The following is a 22,621-nucleotide window of genomic DNA, read 5'->3' as shown; positions in this document are numbered from 1 at the left end:
CGCGCATGGGCTGGGAACTCGACACCGTAGAAAAGCCCTTTGTGGAGCAGCTGCTCACGATGGGCTGGCGCTACGTCGAAGGTGACCTCGACCATCCCTCTGCCACCGTCCGCACCAGCTTCACCGAAGTCATCCAGGAGGCCGTGCTGCGCCGCCAGCTCCACGCCCTAAACCTGCGCGAGGTCGACGGCCACCGCGTGCCCTGGCTCGATGAGGAGCGCATCTCCCAGGCCGTCGGCGCCGTCACTCGCATCGGCGCCCACCGCCTGATGGAGGCGAACGTCGCCGCCACCGAGCTGCTGCTCGGCGGCATCACCGTCGAGGGGCTGCCCGGCTGGGACGGCGGCCGCGGCCAGACCATCCACTTCATCAACTGGCAGCACCCCGAGCGCAACGAGTTCACGGTCGTCAACCAGTACCGCGTGGACTGCCCGCCCGGCTTCGACCGCGGGAAGGCCTTCATCGTCCCCGATCTGGTTTTGCTGGTGAACGGCATTCCCCTCGTTGTCGTCGAGTGCAAAAGCCCTTCGTGCCCCGAGCCCCTGGCCGAGGCGGTGGACCAGTTGCGCCGCTACACCAACCAGCGCAGAGCGGACTTCGAGGTTGACGACAACGAAGGCAACGAACGGCTGTTCCACACCAACCAGTTGCTGATCGTCACCAGCTTCGACGAGGCCCGGGTGGGCAGCATTGGCGCCGGCTTCCGCCACTACGCGGCCTGGAAGACCGTGGTGCCCAGCACCGACGCCGACGTGGCCACCGCGCTAGGCAAGGGCTCGCTCTCGGAGCAGGAGCGCTTGGTGGCCGGCCTGCTGGCCCCTGCCAACCTGCTGGACGTGCTGCGCCACTTCACGCTCTTCATGCAGGCGGACGGCCAGACGGTCAAGGCCGTGTGCCGCTACCAGCAGTACCGCGCCGTTGCTCACGCCGTCGAGCGCCTGCGGACCGGCAAGACCCGCTCGCAGGACGGCGAGCACGACCGGCGCGGCGGCATCATCTGGCACACCCAGGGCTCGGGCAAGAGCCTGACCATGGTGTTCCTGATCCGCAAATTGCGCACCGACCCCCAGCTTCGCCGCTTCAAGGTGGTCGTGGTGACCGATCGCACCGACCTCGAGGTGCAGCTGTCCGGCACGGCGGCGCTGACCGGCGAGACCGTGGAGCTCGCCACGTCGGCGGAGGCCCTGCGCGGGCTGCTTCGTCGCAAGGGCCCAGGCCTGGTGTTCGGCATGATCCAGAAGCAGCGCGGCGGCGATGCCTTCGGTGAGCCGGCCTTGACCCGTGGGGACCTGCCGAAGCACAGCGCGCGCGAACCGGCCCCGTCGTACCTCACCGAGGTCCTGAACGACGATGACAGCATCCTGGTGCTGGTCGACGAGGCCCACCGCAGCCAGGCTGGGGACCTGCAGGCGGCGTTGCAGGCAGGCCTGCCCAACTGCGCGCGCATCGGCTTCACCGGCACCCCCATCCTGATGGGGGACAAGAAGCGCACCCACGAGATCTTCGGCGACTTCATCGACCGCTACACCATCCGCGAGGCCGAGGACGACGGTGCCATCGTGCCGATCCTCTACGAGGGCCGCACCGCGCACGGCGCCGTCAAGGACGGCGCCAACCTCGACGAGCTGTTCGAGGACCTGTTTCGCGAGCACACGCCCGAGGAGCTGGAGGCGATCCGCCAGAAGTACGCCACCAAGGGGCAGATTTTCGAGGCCCCGGCCCTGATCGCCGACAAGGCGCGCGACATGCTCGGCCACTACGTGACCAACATCCTGCCCAACGGATTCAAGGCCCAGGTGGTGGCCTACAGCCGCTTGGCGGTGGTGCGCTATCTCGACGCCTTCAGCACCGCATGCGACGAGCTGCTGGCCCAGGCCGAGCAGTTGAGCCCCGAGGACAAGACGCTTGATGACGAGGCCCTGTGCCGGCGTCCGCCCAGGGTGCAGGCCCAGGTGCAAGCCTGGCGCTACCGGGACACTCTTCGGCGCCTGGAGTTCGCGCCGGTGATCTCGGGCAGCAACAACGACGACCCGGCATGGAGGCCCTGGACCGATGCCGCAGCCCAGGAGCAGCGCATCAAGCGCTTCAAACAGCCCCTGAACCATGCCGACCCCGCCAAGAGCGACCCCCTTGCCTTCCTCATCGTCAAGTCGATGCTCCTGACCGGCTTCGACGCGCCGATCGAGGGGGTGATGTACCTGGACCGACCGATCCGCGAGGCCGAGCTGCTGCAGACCATCGCGCGGGTGAACCGCACAGGCCACGGCAAGAAGTTCGGCATCGTGGTCGACTACTACGGCCTAGCGCACCATCTGAAGCAGGCGCTCAACGTCTATGCCGACGAGGACATAGAGGGGGCCTTGCAGAGCCTGAAGGACGAGATCCCGGTGCTGCGGGATCGCTACCTGCGGGTGGTGGACCTGTTCCGTCGTCGGGGTGTCGAAAACCTGTCCGACCACGAGGCTTGCGTTGAGGTGCTGAACGACGAGCGGCTGCGCGCCGAGTTCGCGGTCAAGCTCAAGCATTTCCTCGACACCCTGGACGTGGTGCTGCCGCGCCCGGAGGGGCTGCCCTTCGTTCCCGACGCCAAGCTGCTGGCCTTCATCTACGCCCGCGCTCGCAACCGTTACCGCGACACCCCCATCCTCGGCAAGGACGTGGGCGCCAAGGTCCGCAAGCTCATCGACGACCACGTGGTGTCGATGGGGGTGGACCCCAAGATCCCCCCGGTGTCGCTGACCGACGCCGACTTCGGCGAAAAGGTGGCGCGCGAACCGAATGATCGTGCCAAGGCGTCCGAGATGGAGCACGCCATCCGGGCCCACATCCGCGAGAACCTCGACCAGGACCCCGTCGCCTACCGCAAACTGAGCGAGCGGCTGCGCGAGCTGCTGGACAAGCTGGGGGAGCAGTGGGACGAATTGAGCGCCGCCCTGCGGGGGCTCGTCGATGAGATCAAGGCCGGGAAGGTGGCGGACGACGATCGCCTGCCCGACCTCCCCGAGCGCTACGGGCCGTTTCTGCGCCTGATGGTCGACGCCGCCGCCGGCGACCGCGCCATCACTGACGCCGAGCGCAAGAGGTTGGTGGACCTGACCGTCGAGCTCGTCGACATGATTGCGGCCGAGTTGACCCCGACCTTCTGGCGGCCCAACCGCAAGCCGGCGCAGGATGGCCTCGGGGCCAGGGTCTTCGAGGCCCTGATGCGATCGCGCCTGATGCCGACCCCCCAGCTGGAGGCCTTGACCGACAAGCTGATGGAACTGGCGCGCGCCAACCACGACCGGCTGAGCAAGGCATGAGTGCTCTGGTGGTCAACGACCTGCGCTTCGAGCTGCGGCGCAGCAGCGCGCGGCGGTCGATGGAAATCATCGTTGATCGCACGGGCGAGCTGGTGCTGTCGGCACCCCCCGCGGTCGATGAGACGAAGCTGCGGGACTTCGTGCGCCGCAAGCGCATGTGGGTCTACCGGCAGCTCGCCCGCCAGGCGGCCCTGGGACAGCAGGCGCACCGAAAGACCTTCGTGGATGGGGAAGGGTTTCCCTACCTAGGCCGTAGCTATCGGCTGCGGCTGGTGGCTGAGTCGGATGCGGCGGTCAAGCTGGTGGGGGGCCGCTTCGTGATGCCGCAGGCGCTGGCCAAGGACGGTCGGGAGCACCTGGTGCGCTGGTACTGCGGTCGGGCACGACCGTGGCTGGAAGACAAGGTGAGCGAGTACGCGGCTCGGATGGAAGTCGTGCCCGCCGGCGTCAGGGTGCAGGACCTCGGTTATCGCTGGGGCTCTTGCGGCAAGGGGGACTGGCTGTACTTTCACTGGAAGACGATTTTGCTGCCGGCGCGCGTCGCGGAGTACGTGGTGGTGCATGAGATGGCGCATTTGCACGAGCCACACCACACGCCGGAATACTGGCGGCGCGTCGAGCGTGCAATGCCTGACTTTGAGCGGCATAGATCCTGGCTTGCGAATCACGGCATCGAGGTTGAGGGTGTTTAGCAGTGGCGTCCATCGCCTGCCTGCGTCTCGCTCTTCTCCTCGTCGCACAAGCTCAGCTCCGAATCTGCCTGGTGGTCGGCATCAGCGACGGCGACAAGGCCGCCGCCGGCCCCTCGGCCCTGGTCAACTGGGTCGGCAGCGTCTGGTCGAACATGTAATTGCGACGGATTTCGCCACTTCGCGGCTTAGTCGAGTGCGCGGCCTGCGGGAACATCCAGAACCACGGCCATGAAGCGCCGGCACGCGGATACCGCCCGAGGCAGTGGCCGCCCGACTCACGTCTTTGTTCTATCCAGCGACTTCGCCAACATACTGAGGAATGACAGGTACTCAACAGCGTTCTCTGGATGATCCTGCACGAGTCCGTGCGCTCTTGGATTCCTAAGTGCCAGCATCGCACCCGAGAACAGGAACATCATTCCCTGCTGTTCACTGCGTTCACTGTCATTGCTCTGGTCGTTGTATTTGAGAATCGGAGCCTTCGGACTGAAGACCAACTGCATCAACTCTGTCCCACTCGGATCCATCTTCATGCTGCGCATCTTTACCAGCATGTCCAGCACTTTGCACCCGTTCTCGACCGCTTCCGTATAGTGGCCATCCTCGAAGAGCTTGGCGCACGCGCGCGCGATCTCAGGGTGAAGATTGAGATCCCCAAAGGCTCGTCTGGCTCTTGTTGCAGGCGTATCGCCTCCGTCGGCAAGCTTCTCCTGGAACAACTCGATGATGGTGCGCAGATTGGCAATCTCCCTGGCCTTGCTCTCTGCCACACTCTGAATCACTCGGCCTAGGGGAATTTCATACATCATGCTAATGCCCGCCTGGTCTAGCGAACTAGGAGCGAACCTGTGGTACTCGACGGTCCCATGTCCGAACACCTCAGCGATGGTATCGGTAAGCTTGTTCTCCAACGATTCGAGCCGCGGATCGTTGCGCTGCTGAAGCGAGTTCGGATCGAATTCCTCAAGGTCCCTAATCCGTCGCTCAAGCTTGGGCACTGCGGCCCGCATCTGCTCTGACGTTAGGTTCGCCGATTGCGGCTGCGCGGGGGCAGACTTTCGTGTTGCCATCGTTCCTCCTCGAGTTGGCTCAGAGTGCTCGTAGCGGTTTCGTCAACGAGCCACAATCATGCCTTAGCCCAATTGCAAGGCGCAGGTTGCGCGTGTTGCGCCGATGGCTTCTGAACCACGTAGAGGCTCCACTGCGGCTTGCTTGGCAGGCTGCCCTGCTCGGGCGGTTCCTTCGGTTGGGCCCGCACAGGCTTGGGCTTTGGGCGTCATGACCAGACGATCGGCCGGGGTACTGATTTCATGAAGCCCATCGAGCGCTCCGCGGGCGCGTCGAGCCATTCTTCGTACTGGGCCTCGGGCAGGATCGGGCGTGCGCTCGAGCGACATACGTTGCTGGTCCGGGTTGACCACCTCTGGCGGCTGCCATTACCAGTTCGTGTATGGCAGAACGGTCGCCGACGTGAAGTGCCGTGGTGAGGATGTCGGCCGGCACCAGGTGGCCGGCGGAAGGGCTTGGGTCTACAAGAGGTACGCGACCAGAGACGACGGCGCACTATTCAAGATGCAGTATGGCGCTCGCTGGCAGCGGCTGGGCCTGTGGGCCGATGCAGAGCCGGTGGCGCCTTGGGAGTGGCGGAGAGAGCGGAGCGGCGGGTCATAGATGCCAGACGAGCAGGCAACACTAGGGAAATTGAACCCACGACCCCTACGTCCGCACCCGGCCTAGCCCGCTGGCCGCCTCAGACGCATAAGGATACGATTGACCGGGATGCAACATTGAGAGGGCCGGGATGCTCCGTCAACTCCAGCACATCAAGAATATGGGCGTGTTTGGCAACTACACGCGCGATCCACAGATGACTGAGTTCAGGGAGCTGAACATCATCTACGGGTGGAACTACTCAGGAAAGACGACCATATCGAGGCTGTTCGGCCTGCTGGAGAGCAAGAAGCCGAACTCTGACTTTCCAGCCGCCAAGTTTGCGTTTGGCGATGAAGCGGGAACGATCACCGAACAAAGCTTCCAAGCGAATACCGAATTGGTCCGCGTATTCAACAGTGACTTCGTTCAAGAGAACCTGAGTTGGGTCGGTGATCCGTTCAACCCAATCTTGATCGTCGGCAAGGAGGCGATTGAGGCAGAGAAGACGATTGAGGGACGACTGACTCTGCACAAGCGATGCACCGAGGGGGAGGCGAGGAAGCGGAAGGCGTTCGTGGACCTCGACAGGGCGAAGAATAAGTCGCTGACGGATGGGGCCGCAGCGATCAAGACTGCTCTGTCGCTTGTAAAGGCGTTCTACTCGACTCATCTTGAAAACGTACTCACGACCGTTCGCGCGCAGGGCCGAGAGCAGTGTGAGCTGACGCCTGAGGCGTATGAGAGCGATCTGAAACTGGCACAGATGCCAGACGGCGATAGGCTTCCTGAACTACCAGCGCTTTCTTACGATCTGAAGCTTGACCAATTGCATGGGAAGACAGGTGGGTTGCTTTCGCAGCAGCCTGCGTTCTCCAACGTCATCGAGTACTTGAAGAACAACCCAGATGTATCGAATTGGGTAGAGCAGGGCTTGCCTCTGCACGAGCACAAGGCGAACTGCGAGTTCTGCGGGAGTGCTATGCCCCCTGGCCGGCTTGACCAGCTGAGGGCCCACTTTTCTAAGGATATGGCCACGCAAAAAGAAGCCCTGCAGGATCTCCTGGGCACGGTGCAAGCGAGCAGGATTGCACACCAGTCGCTGCGCCCTGTGGACTTCTTCAACCGGTTCCGTAAACAGGTGGCCGATGTCTATGAACGGCTGCCCCCGCAGCTCAAAGCCTATAACGCTGAGCTGGACAAGATCGCCATCGCGCTGCAGAGGAAAATTCAATCGGCGTTCGATACACCCGAAGCGCCGATTCTGGATGCGACCGTAGAGCTGTCGCTGCGCGATTCTGTCGCCGCCCTAGACGACCTCATCAAGCAGCACAACACCGTCAGTATCAACTTCCTCGGCGAAAAAAACGCGGCGATAGAGCGGCTGAAACAGCATCACGCTGTCTTGTTCGAACGAGAGAGCGAACTGCTTGAAAAAGAGGCACGCCTCAAGCTGCTTGAAAAGCACCAGCAGTGGTTTAGGACCAAGGTGGGCGAGCTCGAAACCGAAATCAAGATCTTGCGAGCCAAGATCAATCTGGCCCAGAAGGGGCGTGAGGCGATCAACCAGCTCATCGAGCAACTCTTAGGCAGCGATATTATTCAGATAGAGGTACTGAAGGTCGGGGACGTTGACCGCTTCCAACTGACGCGGAAGGGCGGCGCCAAGGCCATGCACCTGAGCGAAGGTGAAAGGACCGCCGTTGCCTTTGCCTTCTTCATGACCAAGTTAGATGAGATCAAACTCGAAGACGCGATCGTCTATATAGACGACCCCATTTCGAGCCTCGACAGCAACCACATCTACCAGTTCGCCGGGCTGGTTAAGTCAAAATTCCTGACTCAAGATCCGCCCTTTACCGGCGAGTGGAAGATGAAGTGCAAACAGCTCTTCATCTCGACGCACAACTTCGAGTTCTTTTCTCTGCTCCGCGAACTGAAACTCAATGGGAAGAAGCGGAGCCACTTCATGGTCAAGCGATTGACGCCCTCTGCGTCAACCTTCGGCGATCTGCCACGGTCCATCGATAGGTATGCGTCCGAGTACCACTACCTGTTCAGCGTCATCCATGGCTTTTACATCGCACCGAAAAAGGACGATGTTGAAGTTCTCTTGTCGCTGCCGAACGCAGTTAGGCGATTCTTTGAGCTCTACACATACTCAAAATACCCTGGTGAAAAGGAACACAACACCATCGACCAGCGTGCCGAACGCATTTGGGGAGACCGAGCGAGCGGCGTCCTGAAAGTGTTCCACTACTTTAGCCATGGGCAGAACATGGAGCGGATGGCGTCGAACAACGACATGATCTGCAACATCGAAAAGGGCGTGAGCGATCTCATTGAATTGTTGAAGGAAGACGAGCTGCACTTCGCCGCGTTGAAAGCCGCCTTGTAGCGGACGGAGGCGTGCCCGGGCGCGACGAGCAAGAGCGGGATTGGCAAGCGCGCGAGATTGCCGCGGCAATGCACATCCATCACGCGCGCCGCTCGCGGTCGTGAGTCGGGCTATTGCGCGACGTTGAAGCGCAGGCGCGCCTCCTCGACGATCTTGTGCGCGATAGGCCATGCCTGTTCGACGGTGATACCCCGACCCACGCTCAACAGGCCCTCCGACCAATTGCAGCCCTCGTCTGACTGTTGGAGGAGGTACCGTACCTTGAGTGTCGACCCCTCGCAGTCATCAACCTTCTGCAGCGCCTGCGTCATCCAGGCGTCGATGTCTGCGCGCGGCACGTTCTTTCTCTCGGTCATGGTTGGTCCTTTCGTTGCGAGAATCAGCCGCTGTAGCGGACGTAGCCCGGCCCTGGCGATCGTTCGGGCGCAGCGTCGAGCGGCACCGCATTGCGATAGAAGATGTCGAAGTACCCCTCGCCCTCGGGATGGCAGCCCTGACGGATCATCTGGGATGACTAGTATTCGCTCAAGGCATTGGCGACGCGCTACAGGTCACGCGCGGCGGCACAGGGACGATGAGCGTGAACGAATGCCGAATCCGTCTGGAACCGAAATCTAAAACGGGTGCCGAAAGTCATCCCCCCACTTGAAGTGGATTGATGCGACACGAATGTTGATCGACGATCGAAAATCGGAGATAACCGTCGCATATTTCTGCGCGTCAAAGACCTCCACCTCGATGAACGGCTTTCCGCCCGTGTCGGTTGGATACCGGTATCGTTGGTCATGATTCGATTGAACAGGTTGCAGCGTCTCCGGGAAGAGACCGCCGCCCGAGTCAAAGATCTCCTGGCCGAAAGGCGTATCGAAGTGGAAGTGTTCCGCTGGATAGAGCGCCCTGTACGTTTCGTATAGCTTGTCAAGCCGATGCGTATTCGGGGCGGCTTTCCCAGTCTTAGCGGTCAAAGCGCCCTTCAGAAACAACTCCAACGAGTGCCGGCACAGATGAAGAATGACGCGCGTGCTCAGGTAGTCCTGAGAAAAGTCGTCCTCCACAAGCGCCTTGCTCAGCACGTCGGCTGCTTCCGCATACGAGTTGCTCATCCATAACAGCCTGGAGGATGTCGTCTCCTGGCCGGGCCACGGACGAATGGGCTCTTGCGACATGTGCGATCACCTTTGAACGGCCGAACAGCAGTCTAGATCTTCGAGCTTCTTCTCCTTTGGGGTTTCGGACTAGATGATCGACTTCGTCATGGGCGGGGTTGTGCGTGCGCACCCTTTGCGGCCGGTCAAAGATAGTTTTGAAGACGCTTTCCCAGGCGCGCGACCAGCCGCAGGCGGCTCGGACCAGCGCGACGTACACACCACCAGGGAACGACAGGCACCCATCCAGGCGCAGAGGATGCCAGGCCCCGCCGAACGACCCCAGAGCGCGCTAGTGGAACGACCGGCCCGCAGTAGAAGGTTGCCTGATTTCAACGACCACAGGATGGCCGTGAAAGCTTGAAGGCAGATCGGACAACGACCCGCGCAACGAAGGATCGACAAGCACACGAATCACCGGGCCGGAGGGCGTGCGCCCGACCATGGTGTTGACCGCACCGCGTGGAGCACGGATTTCACCGAGCAATTCGCGTGCAGCGACGTGTACGTCAGGTGTCATACGTTGTGGCCGGAAACGAGGCTCACTCCAAGTTGACCCAGTATAGGCATTATGGGGAGGATTAGCGCACTTTTGCCTCCCGGCGATGAACCATCTGTAGTGACCCCGACCACGATGCCGACCGCCCGTCGAACGCCATCGGGGCCCACTGATGTGACCAGCGACCCGGAATCCCCCTCATCGGCAAAGACGGAAGTAGTCCCAGCCACCGAGAACATGTGCTCGAAGAAGACGAAGCCAGAAAACTCATACTGGGGCGCCCGGTACATGATGTTAACGGGGCCGAAAATCTCAGTCACGACCGAGCCGGCCGTGTGGCCTGTGGTCCGCCCTACCTTTTCGACTTGGATGCCGGCAATGAGCGGCACCGCTTCAGTTGGGGTGTCATAGAAGCCGCCCTGAAAGGACGTGAGCGACTCAGTGTTGCGGACCGTGAACATGGCGGCGTCTCGGTTCGCAGATATATCGACTACGTCGGGCCAGCCCAGGACCATCGGGAGCGACCGGGCGTGGCGGCCAAGAGTCAGCACGTCAATTGACCCCGGATGAACGTCGCAGATGCCCGGCGCCACTACGGGCATCCCAACACCTGCGAAGCTGCAGCCCCCAGAAACATGGTTGTTGCTCAGGCCGAACATGACGCCCGCTGAGTCGCGCACCAGACAACCCAAGGTGCCAGCACTGGCGAAGTTGCCGAGAGAAATAGAGCTTCCGCAGGTGTACCGCTGCTGGCCCGTTGACGACGCGCGGATCGTGTAAGGCGGGGCGCCATGAGCGGCAGCCGGCACACTGCCGATTGGATTCGGGACGCCCTGCCGATACTTGATGGCGAATTCGCCAATTGCTTGTGGCAATCGCGCTACCGCCTTGGGCGCCGGTGGCTGCAACCTCATGAACACGACGATCTGCGCCGCCGCCGGGTTGAACCCAACAAACTGCACCTGCTTTGACCGCAACACTTGCTTGGCCGCTTCCGTCGTAACCACGAGCGCCAGTTCCTCGGGACTTGCGCTAAGTGTCAAAGGCGGCGCAGCGGGCGCCAGCAGTCCTTCGACTTGCGCCCAGTCGCGGAAGATCCGCGCTGCATCTTCGCAGTTCATATGTCTCCTCGTGTGATTTTGTAAGACGCTGTGATTATCAGTGCGTCGATCTGCGAGCATGCTGGGGCATCGGAGGCATCAGTCGCGCCCAGTGCTGCAGAGCACGTCGGCGTACTACATACGCGCGGGCGGATCACGGGCAGAATCGAAGGCACCCACTGCTGTATCAAAGACGCAACAAAATAGGGACACTTCGATTTTTGTCGGTACTTTTGTCGGTATCTTTCCGACGTAGAAGACAAAAATCTAGCGTTCATGCGGTCTGCAGCCTGATTTTCGATTCCTGTCGAGGCACCAGTAAGTTGTTGATTTGATTGATATCGTTTGACGGCCGGGACAAGCGCGGGGCGACGCCCCGCGTGCAAGTGAAGCTGAGTCGCTTGGTCTGATGCCCTCGCAGTTCGGGGCCACGCAAGCCTACGAAGCGTGCGCATTCGGGTGGCCGACAGGCGGGCTTTTTTATGCCCGCGCGTTGGAATTCGCGACAGCCGCCGGCATCGAGGAACCGCCCGTAAAGGGCGGGCGCCGAAGCAACCTCTACCAGCGCCGACTGACTGTCAGTTCCAAGCGTAGGGCGGCAAACTTAAGCCGGGCTTAGGAAGCCGCCTAATTCTCCAAGGGCGCGTCGAGCCACTGGGGAGCACGTGAACTTACTTTTTAAGGTCATTCACCTGTGGAAGCCATCGCGGCTGCGACCTAATATTCGATCATGGAACCAAATCGAGACCCCTCCGAGGTTTTCGAAGAGCTGGCTGTGATGGCTGGCCTCCTGAAGGCTGGTGAACCGGTCCCGCCCGCTGTGCGGACCTTTGCTGAATGTGTAGTCACCGAGTGCGCTGCGCTCGGCGATGGCTATGGCACCGAAGATGGGACCGCAGGGGACCAGATACGGGCCAGCTTTCTTGAGTAGCGACCCTCGTCTGTAAGAGGCTGTGGGGCGCCTTCACCAAGCTTCAGGACGGCCTTGAGCGGTCCTGACGGCCGGGGGGAGACTGGCGCGCCGGATCGGCGAGGCGCTCGCCGCTGAGGTCTACTCAGTGCTGCGCCCACAGGGGCTGGGGGAGATATGCCATGTCCCTTTTCTTTGCAGCCGCCGAAGCCTTGATCGCCGACTATCTGAACGGACGCACCTTGCCGGAGGCCGTGCACAAGGCTGTAGTGCTTGCGGCCCGAACACGACTGCTCCACGGGGAGGCGCCCGTCCTTGACGAGGCGCTTTGCAGTGACATTGACCGCGAGGCGAGTGAACCGATTCCGTCATCGGCTAAGCGAATCCGAGCGGGTCTCTAACCGGCCCGAAGCCTGTCGAGGGGCACTTGCCGACTAGGCCGAAGTTCCCCACCTCTGTAGTCACTCCAACGGCGACAAGTGCTTGTCGCTGCTGATGAATCCTCCTTCTGGGAGGATTTTTTTGGATGCTACATGTAGTCACTAAATATACTTGACAACTGATGGTGCTTGGGCTAGATTTCTGCCCATGGCAGCCCGCACAGGTACCGCTCACGTCGTCACTACGACGCGCACCTACAAGGACCAGGTCTATCGCACCCATCTGCTGCGCCGCAGCTACCGCGAGGACGGCAAGGTCAAGAACGAGACCCTGGGCAATCTCTCGCACCTGCCCGATGAGCTCATCGAGATCATCCGGCGCTCGCTGCAGGGCGAGACCTTCGTGCCCGTGGCTTCCGCGTTCCAGATCACGCGCTCGCGTCCCCACGGCCATGTGCAGGCGGCAGGCGCCACGATGGCCAGCCTGGAGATGGCCTCGCTGCTCGCCTCCAGGCCCTGCCGCGAGCGCGACCTGGTGCTGGCGATGGTGGCCGCGCGCATCGTCGCCCCGCACACGAAGCTCGCCACCACGCGCTGGTGGCACACCACGACACTGGCCGAGGACTTCGGCGTCGCCGACGCCGACGAGGACGACCTGTATGCGGCGATGGACTGGCTGCTCGAGCGCCAGGATCGCATCCAGAAGAAGCTCGCCTCGCGCCATCTGAGCCCCGGTGGCCTGGTGCTGTACGACCAGTCCTCCAGCTACTTCGAGGGCAGCTGCTGTCCGCTGGCCAAGCTCGGCTACAGCCGCGACGGCAAGAAGGGCCTGCTGCAGGTCAACTACGGCTTGCTCACCGATGCGCGCGGCTGCCCGCTGGCGGTGTCGGTGCACGAGGGCAACGTCGCCGACAGCCAGACCTTGCTGCCCGAGGTCCAGCGGCTGCGCGAAGACTTCGGCGTCGAACAACTCGTGATGGTGGGCGACCGCGGCATGATCTCCAACAAGGCGATCCAGGAGCTGCGCGAGACCGAAGGCGTGGGCTGGATCAGCGCGCTGAAGAGCGTCTCGATCCGCGCGCTGGTCGAGCAGGGCCATCTGCAACTGGGCTTGTTCGACGAGCGCAACCTGCTCGAACTGAGCTCGCCGGACTATCCGGGCGAGCGCCTGGTGGCGTGCCGCAATCCGGAACTCGCCAAGCTGCGCGCGCACAAGCGCCAGGAACTGCTCGCGGCCACCGAGGCCAACCTCCAGAAGATCAAGGCCCGCGTGGACGCGCTCAAGCTCGCCGGCAAGGATGAGATCGGCTTGCGCGTGGGCAAGGTCATCAACCAGTACAAGATGGCCAAGCACTTCGAGCTGGCCATCGGCGAGAACGCCTTCACCTTCGCGCGCAAGACAGACGCCATCGCCGCCGAGGCGGCGCTGGACGGCCTCTACATCATCCGCACCTCGGTGAGCGCCGCACAGATGGATGCGCCCGACTGCGTGCGCCACTACAAGTCGCTGGCCAACGTCGAGCGCGCGTTCCGCTCGCTCAAGACCATCGACCTGAAGGTGCGTCCGATCCACCATCGCACCGCCGATCGGGTGCGCGCGCACATCTTCCTGTGCATGCTGGCCTACTACGTCGAGTGGCACATGCGCGAGGCCTGGCGCGAGTTGATGTTCGCCGACACCGAGCAGCTCGCCAAGGCCACGCGTGACCCCGTGGCACCGGCTACGCGCTCCAAGGCGGCGCTGGCCAAGGCGGCGCGCCACGCCTTGGACGACGGCACCCCCGTGCACAGCTTCTCCACCCTGATGGCCGAGCTCGCCACCATCGCGCGCAATACCTGCCGAACCCCTCAGGCCGGCCCCGAGGCGCCCACCTTCGAGCTCCTCACCAACGCGCAGCCGCTGCACCTGCGCGCCCTCGCGCTCGTGCAAAACATCAAACCGTAGACAGAAAACTTCCTCGCCAACTCAAGCAAGTGCTTGAGTCACAAGGGAATCTCGTCCGCCGCTTCGGGGAACTTCGGACTAGGCAGAGCGGTGGTGGCGAATGTCCAGCCAATCCAGCAGCGTCGTGATGGTCAGGCCGGCGAATGACGCAACTTCCACGACCAGCGCCACAACGACAGCCAGCAGCTGCGGGTCGGGCAGATCGAACTCGAGGAGATCCAAGAGTGAACGCTCTGGCGGAGGGGCTATGGGCGGAGGTGGAAAGACAATCTCAACCCCGACCAAGCTGGACAGCGAGATCGTCGCCAGCAGGAACATCCAGGCAAACAACCGTTGAAGTCTCTTGCACATCTCTGCTGGTGACCCCATGTCGCTTTGTCCTTTCCAACCCCAGTTCGGCCGTATCGCCTCATCCGACAAGGGCGCGCTGGCTATTGCATCTGAGAGTACGCCTTAAGTATTCATGACTCCATAGGCGCTTTGTCATGACACACATGGCTGCAATGCACCGGGGCACCGCGGAGGCGACAGCAGCGGCTGCCAGAATTCGCTCATGACCGCCCACCCCGCAGCACACGACCTCGCCGTCCTCATCGGCCGCTTCCAGCCCTTCCACAACGCCCACCAGGCCCTGCTGAAGAAGGCGCTCGAAGCGGCGCCGCGCGTGGCGGTGGTGATCGGCTCCGCCTTCCAGGCGCGTTCGCCGAAGAACCCCTTCAGCTGGCAGGAGCGCGCGGAGATGCTCCGCCTTGCACTGCCGGGGGCCGACCGCGAGCGCGTGCTCTTCGTGCCGATGCGTGACCACTTCGACGACGAGCGCTGGTTCGCCGAGGTGCGGCAGGAGATCGATGCGGCGCTCTCCGCGCAAGGTGCATCCCTGCCCTCGTCGACCGTGCTGATCGGCCACGTCAAGGACGCCACGCGCGACTACCTCCACGGCTTCGAAGGCTGGACGCTGCAAGCGGTGGAGCGCGTTCACACCGCGAGTGCGAACGCGGTGCGCGCCGCGATCTTCGGCAACGCGAAGGACGCGCCGCAAACGCTGGCCCGCGCCGTGCCGGCGAGCACTCTCGCCTTCCTGCACGCATGGATGGCCGCGCCGCTGTTCGGCCAGCTTGCGCAGGAGTGGGAGATCCTCCGACAGCACGACGAGTCATGGGCCGCATCGCCTTACCCGGTGGTGCTGGTCACGGTCGATTGCGTCGTGAAATGCCGCGACCACGCGCTGCTGATCCGCCGCGGCCATGCGCCGGGCAAGGGCCTGGCCGCGGTGCCGGGCGGCTTTCTCGAACAGCGCGAGACCACGCTGCAGTCCGCGCTGCGCGAACTCGAGGAAGAAACGCACCTCGATCTTCCGGCCGCCACGCTGCTCGCCTGCCTGGCCAGCACCGAGGTCTTCGACCGCCCCGATCGCAGCCAGCGCGGCCGCACCATCACCCACGGGCATTTCTTCGATCTGGGCGATCGCGAGCTGCCGGCGGTGCGCGCGGACGACGACGCCGAGGCCGTCGAGTGGGTGCCGATCGGCGAACTGTGCGCGCGCGAAGAGCAGTTCCTGGACGACCACTTCCAGATGCTCGATCACTTCCTCGGGCTGCTGCCCCGGCCGGCCGCGCTGGCCTGAGCCTTCTTCGCTTCAGGCGAGCGCTTCGGCCGCGAGCGGCGTGCTCGCGCGCCCGCGCTGCAGGGCTTCGATCTGCTCGGCCAGGTAGAGCACATCGCGCGCCACGCCGGAGAAACGACCCGAGCCCCAGGTGTGCAGCCACGGCAGTCCGAGGAAATAGAGCCCGGCCTGCTGCGTCACGCCGCGCAGGTGCATCGGCTCGCCGCGCCCGTTGAACACCGGCGCATCGACCCAGGCGAAGTCGGGCAGGAAGCCGATGCACCACAGCACGCTCGTGATGCCCGACGCGCGCAGACCCAGCGTGGTCCGTTCCTCGGCGGGCTCCCACACCGGCACGTAAGGAACGCCCGGCGGCGCATCGATGCCGTTGCCGGCGATGAACTTGTCGATCGACGCATTGATGCTGTTGAAGACCTGGTCCGCATGATCCAGGTGCTCGCGCAGGTTGGGCTGGAACTGCAGCAGGTCGCCGTCGAGCCCGGTCAACAGGCCGTAGAGCTCCATGCCCTCCAGCGCGAAGCGGCGCAGGTCGATGTCGCGCCCGCCGTCGCGGCCGGTCACGTAGTGGTTGGTGTTGTCGCGCACGCCTTCGCGCAGCGGATGCTCGGTGACCGGCATGTCGTAGTAGTTCATGTCGGCCAGCCAGTCGACCACGTCCTTGCCGCGGTAGAAGCGCGCGCAGCGCGGCGCATTGCCGGTGGCCAGGAACACCTTGCGGCCGGCGAGGTGCAGGTCTTCGGCGATCTGCGCGCCCGACTGCCCGCAACCCACCACCAGCACCGCGCCCTCGGGCAGCTGCGCCGGATTGCGGTACTGCGCCGAGTGGTACTGCACCACCGACGAGGGCAGGCGCTCGGCCATGCGCGGCACCACCGGCTTGTGGTAGCCGCCGGAGGCCACCACCACCTGGTCGGCGGTGAAGCGGCCGGCGCTGGTCTCGACCGTGAAGCGATCCGCCTCGCCGGCGCGCGAGACCTTGTCGACGCTCACGCCTTCGAGCGCGGGCGCCTGCACCTGCTCGACGAAGCCGGCCAGCCAGGCATTGAGCTCGTCCTTGACCATGAAGCCGTGCGGATCGCTGCCGGTGTAGGACCAGCCGGGCAGATTGCACTGCCAGTTGGGCGTGACCAGGCAGAAGGAATCCCAGCGCTGCGTGCGCCAGGTGTGGACCAGGCTGCGCTTCTCGATCACCAGGTGTTCGATGGCGCGCTGCTGCAGGCAGTGACTCATCGCGAGGCCGGCCTGGCCGCCGCCGACGATGATGACGCTGTAGTGGGTGCTTGAAGTGGTGGGCATGTGGGGCATCTCGAAAAGGAGGCGAAGAGAAGTCAATCGAAGGCGATCACGGTGACCTGCGCATCGGGCTCGTCGCCGAAGCGCAGGGCGATGGCCTCGATCTCGGCGAGCTGGTCCATCGCCTGCGAACAGGCGAAGCCGTACTTGGCGCGCACCCGCTCGGAAGCGATGACCAGCGCCTCGCGCACGCGGGCCACGAAATCGCCGAGCGCGTAGCGCTGGCCGGGGATCAGGTAGTCCTGCACCACGAGCGAAGGCGAATAGCAGCGCGTCTCGCTCTGGTCGGGCCAGCGCACGTTGAAATGCATGACGGGCATGGTGTTTCTCCCTTCAACGGCGTCGGTAGAGCGCGACATGGCGCTCTGCGCTCGTGGCCCAACTGAAACGGCGGGCAAGACGTTCAGAGGACCGGGCAATCCGATCGGGTGATGCACTGTCCAATGCGGCCGCGATCGCGCGGGCGATGGATTCCGGGTCGAGGGGATCGGCCCAGCTGCAGTCCTCCGCGTCCAGATACTCGGTGAAGGGCGCGATGCGCGAGACCACGACCGGCACGCCGCTGGCCAGCGCCTCGAGCACGACCAGGCCGAAGCCTTCGCGCACCGAGGGCATCGCCACCGCGTCGGCCAGCCGATAGAGGCCGGGCATCCCGGCATCGGCCAGCGGGCCGGTGATCAGGAGCGGCTGAAGAGGGCCGGTCGGCAGCTCGGCGGCCCGCACCAGCGCGGCGAAGTCGTGCGCGTACTTCGCGTGGTCCAGCAGGCTCGCGCCGCCGGCCACCACGAGCTGGAGATCGGGCCGCGTGGCGCGCAGCCGGATGAAGGCCTGCAGCAGGCGCAGCGTGTTCTTGCGTTCCTCGACGCCGCCCACGGCGAGCAGCACCGGCGCATCCGTGCGAATGCCGAGCCTGCGCGCCAGCGCCGCATCGCCCGCTTCGGGCACGGGCGTGAAGCGCCGGGTGTCGATGCCGTTCCATACCTCCGATGCGTCGATGCCGTGCTGCTTCGCCAGCACCTCGTGCCACTGGCGGCTCAGGCAGAACACCTGGCTGGCTTCGGTGACCGAGCGCTGCTGCCAGCGCATCAGCTGCGCGTCAGCGAAATCGTCGAGATGGTGCACGGTGCGCACGAAGCCGTCGATCAGTCCGCGTTCGCGCAGGGTGGCCAGCGCGTTGCCGCCGATGCCGTCGTGGCAGTGAAGCACGTCGAAGCGGGTGTGCTGCAGCAAGGCCGAGAGGTGCGAGACATAGGCCTCGATGCGCTGGCCGACCATCTCCACCATGTTGCGCGACGCGCCGGCGACCGGCACCAGTTCGGTGGCGCAGCGCACCGGCCGAAAGAAATCCTGGCCCGCCGCGGCGGGCGCCATCACGGTGACTTCGTGGCCGGCGTCGTGCAGGGCGTGCGCGAGCTCGATCGTGTGCACCACGCCGCCGCGCGGGTTGACCGAATGCGTGAGCAGGCCGATCTTCAGCGGCGCCTGCGTGCGACCTTCGTCACGCATGGAGCACCTGCGCATCGGCAGCCTCGCAGATGAAGGCGTCGCGGTTCAGGTCCCAGAACAGTTCGCGCTCGGCGCCCTGCTTGAGCACCAGCGTGCGCGTGTCGTTGACGTCGCCCACCACGGCACAGGCGAGGTCGCGCGCGGCAAAGCGGGCCAGCACGCCGGCAAGCTTCTCGGGGCGCACGCTGAGGATGAAGCCGTAGCTGGGGAAGGAGCTCAGCCAGCGCAGCAGGGGCACGCCGGCGGGACGCGGCATAGCGTCCAGGTCGATCACTGCGCCGGCCTGCGAGCATTCGAGCAGCATCAGCGCCGTGCCCACGGCACCGGCCATGCTGATGTCCTTGGCGGCATCGCAAAGGCCCGCTTCCGCCAGCTGCGGCAGCAGCTCCAGATCGCCGCGCAGCCGCGCGGCCGGAGCGCGGGTCGATGCGTTCCAGTAGGGGAAGGGCTCCTCGTAGGCGCCGCGCAGATCGACGGCCATCACGAGCTGGTCGCCGGGGCGCGCGGAGAAGCTGGTCAGCAGCTTCCGCGCGCGGCCCAGGATCGCCACCGCCAATTGCGGGCGCGTGCTGCGATTGTTGCTGTGGCCGCCGACGATCGGCGCCGCGTATTTCGCCGAGGCCTCGGCCATGCCCTTGAGCATCTGGTCCGCCGGGTCCATGCCGGCGCTCCAAAGCGCATCGACGACAGCCGTCGGCCGGCCGCCCATCGCGTAGATGTCGCTCACGTTGACCATCACCGCGCAGTAGCCCGCGAACCAGGGCATGCGTTCGATGAAGTCCTCGACCAGGCCTTCGATGGCGAAGAGCAGATAGCCGCCCTGGCCGTCGGGAATGGCCGCGCAGTCGTCGCCCAGCGGCACCACCTGCGACAGGTCGGCAGCGCCGCCCGGCAGCGCCTGGCCGAGCGCCGACACGATATCGGAGATATCGCGCTTGTGCGCGAAGCCGCGGCTCGCGCGCAGCTCGGCAACGATCTCGGCCAGGCTTGTCATGCGGTGCCCTTGCGACGCGACACGAAACCGCTCACGGCATCGTGGCAAGGCGGATAGAAATCCAGCTCCGCCTGCATCTCGGTGTGCGGCCGACCGTGGATGGCCAGTTCGCCGAGCGAGCGCCAGTGCAGCTTGTGGAAGAGCGCCACGTTCTGCGACTGCACATGCGCAAGAAAAGTCTCGCAGCCCTGCGCATGCGCGCGCGACACGGCCAGCCGGATCAGCGTCGCGCCCAGGTGCCCCTGGCTGCGGAACGAGGGATGCACCGCCAGCCGCGAGCCCCACCAGAGGCCCGGCGCCGCTTCGTGGATGCGCACCGTGCCCACCACCTGGTCGGGCATGCCGCCGAGGCAGGACATGGCCACCAGCAGCTGGGCCTGCGCATCGATCGCATCGCGGTCGTCGCCGGCGAAGATGCCTTGCTCGATGCAGAAGACGGCGCGGCGCAAGGCATGCGCCTCGTCGCGCTCCCAGGCCTGCGCGGCCTCGCGCACGAGGAACTCGACCGGCGCGTACTGCAAGGCCGGTTCGACGACGTCATCGAGGATGCAGGGCATGTTCAGCTTTCGTAGACCGACAGCGACGAGCAGGCGCCGCACTTGCCGCAGCCGGCCTTGATGTCGCTGGACCGGAGATTGGCTTCGCCCAAGCTGCGGCCGAGCGATTGCAGGATCGATTTCATGAACTCCGGCGAGGGCGCAGGATGGTCTTCCAGCGGCGTCCCGCTGATCGGCACGAAGGGCACCACGAAGGGATAGACGCCGAGCACCAGCAGGCGGTCGCAGATCTCCAGGATCGCTTCGCGCGTGTCGCCCAGCCCGGCCAGGATGTAGGTGCTGACCTGCCCCCGGCCGAACACGCCGACCGCCGCCTCGAAGGCGCTCATGTAGCGCGCGACCGGCACGCTGGCCTTGCCAGGCATCACGCGCTCGCGCACTTCGGGCGTCACCACTTCGAGGTGCATGCCCAGCGAGTCGATGCCCGCGGCCTTCATGCGATGGAACCACTGGTCGTCGTCGGGCGGCTCGCACTGGCCCTGGATCGGAATGTCCACCGCCGCCTTGATCGCGAAGGCGCTCTCGCAGAGGATCTGCGCGCCGCGGTCGGTGGCGTTCGGCGTTCCGGTGGTCAGCACCATGTGCTTGACGCCATCGAGCAGCACCGCGGCGCGCGCGACCTCGGCCAGCTGTTCGGGCGTCTTGCGCGCGATGGTCCGACCCGCCGCGAGCGACTGGCCGATCGCACAGAACTTGCAGCTCTTCTTGCGGCTCTCGTAGCGGATGCAGGTCTGCAGCACGGTGGTGGCCAGCACGTCCGAGCCGTGCAGCGTCGCGATGTGCGAGTACGGCACGCCGTCGAAGGTCTGCATGGCATAGAAGCGCGGCTGCTTCGGAAAGCTGATGCGCGCGATCGGGATGCTGCCGCGCGTGAGGGTGCTGCGGCCTTCCGCATCCGGCGCCTGCGCCGTGAACGGCGAGTTCCACGCGCTCGAGGTGTGGACCGGCACCATGATCGTGTGGCCGTCGACTGTGACGGCCTTGTGGTCCGACGGCCCCGCGCCGCCGCGGCGGCTGGCCGCGCCGGCGCCCGGATCAGCCAGCCGCAAGCCGAAGGACTGCAGCTCGGTCATCAGTTGCCGGCTCGATGGGGTTTCGCTCGTGGTCATGGCGGGTGCTCCCGGTGTCGTTGAATGAAGTGCCCGATGCGGGCGTGCCGTGCATGGGCTGCGTGGTCGTGGCGGGGCGGTCGTTCAGCGCCAGGCTAAGGAGCTCGGGCCGCGCGTAGTGGCCGACCGAATCCATCATTCGCTTGCGCTTGGCAATCAAGGCCATGTCGAGATCGGCGATCACCATGCCCTCGCCCTCGGTGAGCGGCGGCGCCAGGTGCTTGCCTTCGGGCGAGACAATGGCCGTGTGGCAGCCGCCGCGCAGCGCCTTCTGCAGGCCTTCGTCGGGCGTGACGGCGCGGATCTGTTCGTCGGCCAACCAGCCCGTGGCATTGACCACGAAGCAGCCCGACTCCAGGGCGTGATGGCGGATCGTGACCTCCATCTGCTCCGCGAAGATCGGCCCGACCAGCGAGCCGGGGAACTGCGCGCAGTGGATCTCTTCGTGCTGCGCCATCAGGCTGTAGCGCGCCAGCGGGTTGTAGTGCTCCCAGCAGGCCAGCGCGCCGACGCGGCCGACCCGCGTGTCGACCACCTTGAGCCCGGCGCCGTCGCCCTGGCCCCAGATCATGCGTTCGTGGTATGTCGGCGTGATCTTGCGGCGCTTGAGCGCAAGGCGGCCGTCGGCGTCGAAGACGAGCTGCGTGTTGTAGAGGCTGCCGTGGTCGCGCTCGTTCACGCCCAGCACCACGACCACGCCGCGCGCCCTGGCCCGTTCGGCCACCGCGTCCGTCACCGGGCCCGGCACCACGACCGCCCGCTCCATCAGCCGCAGATGGGCCGGGCCCTGCTGTACCGGCGGCTGCACGAAGGAGAAGTACGGGTAGTAGGGCACGAAGGTCTCGGGGAAGACCGCGAGCTGCGCGCCTTTGGCCGCGGCTTCGTCGATGGCCTCGCAGACCTTGTTGACTGTGCCGTCGGGGTTCTCGAAATCGGGCGCGATCTGAATCGCAGCGGCCCGGACGATGCGTGGTGTCGACATGGCAGCGCCCCGGTTCACAGCGTCCAGGTGTCCAAAATAAAGGCGTTGGCCTTGCGATGCAGCAGGATGATGTCGAGCACGTCGAGCGGATTGATCGGCGTGATGCCCGGGATCAGCGCGCCTTCGCCATGGCCGTACAGCGCCTGCAGCGCGAAGCGGCAGGCGTAGACCTTGCCGCCCTCTTCCATGAACTTGGTGATCTGCTTGTTGAAGTTCTGGTGGCCCGGAAAAGCTTCGTCGCCGAGCGTCGGAAAGCCGCGCTGCACGCCCAGCGTGACGCCGGGGCCGTACAGCAGGATGGAAGTCTCGAAGCCCTTGCGCTTGAGGCGCGTGGCCTGCAGCAGGTTGACGAAGCCGATCGAGCCTTCGAAGGCGACCGTGTGGAAGGTGACGAGCGCTTTCTCGCCCGCTTCGGCCTTCACGTCTTCGAAGACTTTTTCTTCGTAGTCGACGAGGTGTTCGCCGGCGGCGTTCGCGGGTTTGAGGACTTTGGGCATGAGGTACTCCGGTAGAGGAAAAGACGTTGATCGGTGGG

The 22,621-nt window shown here is 64.6% G+C and carries 21 protein-coding genes; 7 read left to right on the top strand and 14 right to left on the bottom strand.

The window, feature by feature from the left end:
• Positions 1–5 precede the first annotated feature (5 nt).
• Genes ACSQ86_RS05215 through ACSQ86_RS05205 form a run of 3 tightly spaced genes read left to right on the top strand, consistent with a single transcriptional unit; the run spans position 6 to position 4,152 of the window.
• Positions 6–3,302 (top strand): type I restriction endonuclease subunit R, encoded by a 3,297-nt coding sequence (locus ACSQ86_RS05215; protein ID WP_436308572.1) that lies wholly within the window; start codon positions 6–8, stop codon positions 3,300–3,302.
• Positions 3,299–3,994 carry a M48 family metallopeptidase gene (locus ACSQ86_RS05210; protein ID WP_436308571.1) on the top strand — a complete coding sequence of 232 codons (696 nt, stop codon included), beginning with the start codon at positions 3,299–3,301 and terminating at the stop codon, positions 3,992–3,994. The genes ACSQ86_RS05215 and ACSQ86_RS05210 overlap by 4 nt, the downstream gene beginning before the upstream one ends.
• Before the next feature lie 2 nt (positions 3,995–3,996).
• Complete coding sequence (locus tag ACSQ86_RS05205) at positions 3,997–4,152, top strand: hypothetical protein (protein ID WP_436308570.1); 156 nt, start codon at positions 3,997–3,999, stop codon at positions 4,150–4,152.
• Positions 4,153–4,269: 117 nt separating this feature from the next.
• On the opposite strand, the gene ACSQ86_RS05200 is transcribed toward ACSQ86_RS05205, so the two are convergent.
• Entirely contained in the window at positions 4,270–5,064 is a 795-nt protein-coding gene (locus ACSQ86_RS05200; RefSeq protein WP_436308569.1) for a TIGR02391 family protein, read from the bottom strand.
• Positions 5,065–5,374: 310 nt separating this feature from the next.
• Between ACSQ86_RS05200 and ACSQ86_RS05195 the strand changes: the two genes are divergently transcribed.
• Both ACSQ86_RS05195 and ACSQ86_RS05190 read left to right on the top strand, forming a co-directional pair.
• Positions 5,375–5,665, top strand: coding sequence for a thermonuclease family protein (locus ACSQ86_RS05195; protein WP_436308568.1), 291 nt, complete (start codon positions 5,375–5,377; stop codon positions 5,663–5,665).
• Between the two features lie 130 nt (positions 5,666–5,795).
• Positions 5,796–8,042 carry an AAA family ATPase gene (locus ACSQ86_RS05190; protein ID WP_436308567.1) on the top strand — a complete coding sequence of 749 codons (2,247 nt, stop codon included), beginning with the start codon at positions 5,796–5,798 and terminating at the stop codon, positions 8,040–8,042.
• A 110-nt stretch (positions 8,043–8,152) separates the two neighbouring features.
• Here the strand turns inward: ACSQ86_RS05190 and ACSQ86_RS05185 are convergent, their stop codons facing one another.
• The 4 genes from ACSQ86_RS05185 to ACSQ86_RS05170 form a co-directional block, all read right to left on the bottom strand.
• Entirely contained in the window at positions 8,153–8,398 is a 246-nt protein-coding gene (locus tag ACSQ86_RS05185) for a hypothetical protein (RefSeq protein WP_436308566.1), read from the bottom strand.
• Between the two features lie 23 nt (positions 8,399–8,421).
• Positions 8,422–8,547, bottom strand: a complete 126-nt coding sequence (locus ACSQ86_RS05180) for a hypothetical protein (RefSeq protein ID WP_436308565.1) — start codon at positions 8,545–8,547, stop codon at positions 8,422–8,424.
• Positions 8,548–8,656: 109 nt separating this feature from the next.
• Positions 8,657–9,208, bottom strand: a complete 552-nt coding sequence (locus ACSQ86_RS05175; RefSeq protein WP_436308564.1) for a hypothetical protein — start codon at positions 9,206–9,208, stop codon at positions 8,657–8,659.
• 495 nt (positions 9,209–9,703) lie between these two features.
• Positions 9,704–10,807 carry a hypothetical protein gene (locus tag ACSQ86_RS05170; protein ID WP_436308563.1) on the bottom strand — a complete coding sequence of 368 codons (1,104 nt, stop codon included), beginning with the start codon at positions 10,805–10,807 and terminating at the stop codon, positions 9,704–9,706.
• A gap of 1,477 nt (positions 10,808–12,284) precedes the next feature.
• On the opposite strand from ACSQ86_RS05170, the gene ACSQ86_RS05165 reads away from it, so the two are divergent.
• Positions 12,285–14,021, top strand: a complete 1,737-nt coding sequence (locus tag ACSQ86_RS05165; protein WP_436308562.1) for an IS1634 family transposase — start codon at positions 12,285–12,287, stop codon at positions 14,019–14,021.
• A gap of 78 nt (positions 14,022–14,099) precedes the next feature.
• On the opposite strand, the gene ACSQ86_RS05160 is transcribed toward ACSQ86_RS05165, so the two are convergent.
• Complete coding sequence (locus ACSQ86_RS05160; protein WP_436308561.1) at positions 14,100–14,243, bottom strand: hypothetical protein; 144 nt, start codon at positions 14,241–14,243, stop codon at positions 14,100–14,102.
• Positions 14,244–14,574: 331 nt separating this feature from the next.
• Here ACSQ86_RS05160 and ACSQ86_RS05155 point away from each other — a divergent pair, with 331 nt between their 5' ends.
• Positions 14,575–15,645 carry an NUDIX domain-containing protein gene (locus ACSQ86_RS05155; protein WP_436302902.1) on the top strand — a complete coding sequence of 357 codons (1,071 nt, stop codon included), beginning with the start codon at positions 14,575–14,577 and terminating at the stop codon, positions 15,643–15,645.
• A 12-nt stretch (positions 15,646–15,657) separates the two neighbouring features.
• Here the strand turns inward: ACSQ86_RS05155 and ACSQ86_RS05150 are convergent, their stop codons facing one another.
• From ACSQ86_RS05150 to ACSQ86_RS05115, 8 genes are read right to left on the bottom strand one after another with little or no spacing between them, the layout of a single operon-like run.
• A complete protein-coding gene (locus tag ACSQ86_RS05150) occupies positions 15,658–16,941 on the bottom strand; it encodes an MSMEG_0569 family flavin-dependent oxidoreductase (RefSeq protein WP_436308560.1) in 1,284 nt (427 codons plus the stop codon).
• A gap of 32 nt (positions 16,942–16,973) precedes the next feature.
• Positions 16,974–17,258, bottom strand: a complete 285-nt coding sequence (locus ACSQ86_RS05145; RefSeq protein ID WP_436302900.1) for an MSMEG_0570 family nitrogen starvation response protein — start codon at positions 17,256–17,258, stop codon at positions 16,974–16,976.
• A gap of 13 nt (positions 17,259–17,271) precedes the next feature.
• A complete protein-coding gene (locus ACSQ86_RS05140; protein ID WP_436308559.1) occupies positions 17,272–18,444 on the bottom strand; it encodes an MSMEG_0565 family glycosyltransferase in 1,173 nt (390 codons plus the stop codon).
• On the bottom strand, positions 18,437–19,438 hold the full coding sequence (locus tag ACSQ86_RS05135) for a sll0787 family AIR synthase-like protein (RefSeq protein WP_436302898.1): 1,002 nt from the start codon (positions 19,436–19,438) through the stop codon (positions 18,437–18,439). Before ACSQ86_RS05135 ends, ACSQ86_RS05140 begins: the two co-directional genes overlap by 8 nt.
• A complete protein-coding gene (locus tag ACSQ86_RS05130; RefSeq protein ID WP_093109569.1) occupies positions 19,435–19,995 on the bottom strand; it encodes an MSMEG_0567/Sll0786 family nitrogen starvation N-acetyltransferase in 561 nt (186 codons plus the stop codon). Before ACSQ86_RS05130 ends, ACSQ86_RS05135 begins: the two co-directional genes overlap by 4 nt.
• Positions 19,996–19,997: 2 nt before the next feature.
• On the bottom strand, positions 19,998–21,068 hold the full coding sequence (locus ACSQ86_RS05125) for an MSMEG_0568 family radical SAM protein (protein WP_436306256.1): 1,071 nt from the start codon (positions 21,066–21,068) through the stop codon (positions 19,998–20,000).
• A complete protein-coding gene (locus ACSQ86_RS05120) occupies positions 21,031–22,086 on the bottom strand; it encodes a Nit6803 family nitrilase (RefSeq protein ID WP_436308558.1) in 1,056 nt (351 codons plus the stop codon). The genes ACSQ86_RS05125 and ACSQ86_RS05120 overlap by 38 nt, the downstream gene beginning before the upstream one ends.
• Before the next feature lie 14 nt (positions 22,087–22,100).
• Positions 22,101–22,583 (bottom strand): MSMEG_0572/Sll0783 family nitrogen starvation response protein, encoded by a 483-nt coding sequence (locus tag ACSQ86_RS05115; protein ID WP_436293751.1) that lies wholly within the window; start codon positions 22,581–22,583, stop codon positions 22,101–22,103.
• Positions 22,584–22,621 lie beyond the last annotated feature (38 nt).

Source organism: Variovorax sp. LjRoot130, from assembly GCF_964253755.1.
Taxonomy (GTDB): Bacteria; Pseudomonadota; Gammaproteobacteria; order Burkholderiales; family Burkholderiaceae_C; genus Variovorax.
Note: the sequence above shows the minus strand (reverse complement) of the source record. Positions and strands in the feature narration are given on the sequence as shown.